This window comes from Streptomyces sp. NPDC059740, assembly GCF_042733155.1.
GTDB lineage: Bacteria > Actinomycetota > Actinomycetes > Streptomycetales > Streptomycetaceae > Streptomyces.
Genome location: NZ_JBHWGP010000095.1, coordinates 1 through 2,718 on the forward strand (window position 1 = coordinate 1; position 2,718 = coordinate 2,718).

Sequence of the window (2,718 nt, forward strand, 5' to 3'; positions counted from 1 at the left end):
CAGGGTGTGGCGGCGATGGCCGGGGCGGGGGTGCGTACGTTCCTGGAGTTGGCGCCCGACGCGGTCCTGACCCCGATGATCAACGACACCCTCGGTCGTTCCCAGGAGTACGCGATCGTCGCTGCGCAACGCCGTGACCAGCCCGAGGACGTGGCCGTGGTCACCGCGGCCGCACGGCTGCACGCCGCCGGACACCCCGTCGACTGGCCGGCCGTGGTCCCTGCGGGGGCGCGCGCCGTGGACCTGCCCGGATACCCCTTCCAGCACCGCCGCTACTGGCTCGACGCACCGGCCCCCCGGGGCGAGGAGGACGCCGGCTTCTGGGCGGCGGTGGACGACTCCGACCTCAGCGGCCTGGCCGCCGACCTCGACCTGGACGAGGAGCAGCGCACCGCGCTCGGCGAGGTCGTCCCCGCCCTGGCCGACTGGCGCCGCGACCGCCGCTCCTGGTACCGCACGGTGTGGCGGTCGGTCCCCGAACCGCCGGCCCCGGTGCGCCCCGGCACCTGGTGGCTGGTCACCCCCGCCACCGGCCCCGACCCCAAGGACACCGCCGCCCTGACCGCTGCGCTGGCGGACGCCGGCGCGACGGTGGACCTGCGCACCCCGGCCGAACTTGAGGCGGCCCCGCAGCCGGACCCCCTCGCCCCCGGGTCCGCACCCGTGGGCGTGCTGGTCTTCCACGACCCGGCCGCTGCGCAGGAGGAGTGGCAGCGCACGCAGGACACGCTCTCCCGCGTCGCCCCCGGCGTCCCCGTCTGGTGGGCGACGCGCCGGGCGGTTGCCGCCCTCCGTCTCGACGCTGACGTCGACCCGGCACAGGCGGCCCTGTGGGGCGCGGGCCGGGCGGTCGTCGCTGCCGGAGAGTCGGCCGGCGGGGGTGTCGTGGACCTGCCCGCCGTCCTGGACGCGGACTGCGGACGCCTGTTGCCGGTGGTGCTCAGCGGCGCCACGGGGGAGACCGAGGTGGCCGTCCGTCCCTCGGGGATCTACGCGCCGCGTCTGGTCCGGATGGCGCCCCGCGAGCTCGCCGAAGAGCCCTGGCACCCGCACGGCACCGTGCTGGTGTGGGCGGGGGCGACGGCGGCCGGTGCGCGCGTCGCCCGCTGGCTGGCGCGCGCGGGGGCCTCGGAGGTCGTGGTGGCCCTCGCCGGGCAGGAGCCGGGGCGGGAGACCGGGCTGCCCACCGGGGTGGAGGTGCTCACCTGCCCGGACGCACCGGGTGCCCTGGCGGACGCCCTCACCGCCGTCGTGGCGGAGCGCCGGCCCCACGCCGTCATCCACCTGGCGCACCCGGCGCCCGACGCCGCCCGGGCCGCACGCGACCGGGCGGCACTCGACGCCCTCGACCGCGCCACCCGCGACGCCGGGCCGGAGGTGTTCGCCTGCGTCGGTGACTTCGCCGCGGTGCTCGCGGCGCCCGCCGAGCCGGCCGCGGCGTCCGTCGCCGCCCTCGCCGACGCGGTGGTGCGGGAGCGCTGCCGGGCGGGCCTGGCCGGGGTCTCCGTCCTGTGGGGCGACCCGGGCCCCGGTGCGGCGGCGCTGCTGCGCCGCGCACCCCGCAGCGCCGGCGCACCACTGGTGGCGACCGGCACCGACTGGGCGGGCCTGCACACCCGGCCGGGCCGCCTCCTGGCCGACGTGCTGCCGGAGGGCGACCGGGACCGCCGCCGGGCGGCACCCGAGCAGACCCGGGCCCGCCTGCTGGCCGCGACGCCCGAGGAGCGCTCGGCGATGCTGCGGGAGCTGGTGGCCGAACACGCCGCCCTGGTGCTCGGCGCCGAACCCGAGCAGCTCGACGGTGCGGAGGACTTCCTCACCCTGGGGTTCTCCTCGATGACCGTGGTCGAACTGTGCACCGCGCTGGGGGAGGAGCTGGCGGTCGACCTCTCGCCCCGGACGGTGATGGACCACCCCACCCCCGACGCGCTCGCCGCGCACCTCGCCGGGACGCTCGGCGAGTAGGCCACAGGTCCCCGGGGTGCCACCGGCAGGCGGCGGCACCCCGGGGACCTGTGTCGTCGGGCCCCAACGCGCGTGGTGGCAAGCCGCGTTGACAACCGGAGAGCGGTCTCCGTATCGTGCCGGGCAGTCCACCGGCCACGTTCGCCTGCGGTGGACGCCAGACCACGAGAGAGGTTCACCGTGACCCACACCACCGGTCCGGCCGCCGAGATCGCCGAACGCCTGCGTGCGGCGATGGAGAGCAAGGACAAGCACGCCTTCGTCGACGAGTTCGCGGAGGACGGCGTCTACGAGCTGCCCTTCGCCCTGGAGGGCGCCCCGTCCAGGTTCGAGGGGCTGGAGACGATCCGCCCGCTGCTGACACGGGACAACCCCATGTCGCAGCTCCTGGACATCAGGAAGGTCAGCGTCGACGTCCACCAGAGCACCGACCCCGACGTGATGACGGTCGAGTTCACGGTCGAGGGAGAGAACTCCGCCAGCGGCGAGCCCTTCTCCTTCCCGTCCTCGATCGGTGTCGTCCGGGTGCGCGACGGCAAGATCGTGCACTACCGCGACTACCCCAGCAGCCTGCGCGGCGCCCAGTGCGCGGGCATGCTGAAGCAGTACGCCGAGATGCTCGCCAAGTGAGCACCGCCACCCCGCGGCCGGACCGCGGGGGGGGTGCCTCTATGTCTTTCGTCAAGGCATCCCTGTCGGGTTCGGGGTGGTTTGGTGTTGCTGGGGTTATGCGGCGAGTTCGACGTCCTTGGG

General features: G+C 75.9%; 2 protein-coding genes. Both read left to right on the forward strand.

Translation table 11 applies throughout. From position 1 onward, the window contains the following. On the forward strand, positions 1-1,965 hold a 1,965-nt coding region (locus ACFV3R_RS34560), incomplete at its 5' end, for a phosphopantetheine-binding protein (protein WP_385591513.1). Positions 1,966-2,145: 180 nt separating this feature from the next. Then, positions 2,146-2,595: a nuclear transport factor 2 family protein gene (locus ACFV3R_RS34565; RefSeq protein WP_385591515.1), complete on the forward strand. Its 450-nt coding sequence runs from the start codon at positions 2,146-2,148 to the stop codon at positions 2,593-2,595. Positions 2,596-2,718 lie beyond the last annotated feature (123 nt).